Genomic DNA, 323 nt, shown 5'->3' on the forward strand with positions numbered 1-323 from the left:
GTGGCCATTTGGAAAAAAATCAATAGCTGCTGTGTGGAATTTTTTAAAGGAGTACTTGAGGTAATGATTTTGAAAAAAATTACCAATGTTGCAGTCCAGGATAGAAATTTGAGTGCTGTTTTCAACAGAATGATCGTTCAGGACAGCACCATTATAAGGCTTCCCAAAAGGTTATTTGAAATATTCTCAGGGGTGGCTAACGCACATTCAAAAGTATGCAATGCACGTATTCAGGGCGTCTATGATATCCTTAATGAACGATTTATTTCATTTTCTATTGATGCCTACAGTAAAAACGACTTGTTGGCTGCCCCTGAACTCCT

General features: G+C 37.8%; 1 protein-coding gene. It reads left to right on the forward strand.

All coding sequences use genetic code 11. The annotated features are described in order from the left end of the window. Positions 1–33 precede the first annotated feature (33 nt). Positions 34–323 (forward strand): hypothetical protein (locus HC176_RS18520; protein WP_209309824.1); only part of this gene is annotated, 290 nt, incomplete at its 3' end.

The organism is Tamlana crocina (genome assembly GCF_012037625.1).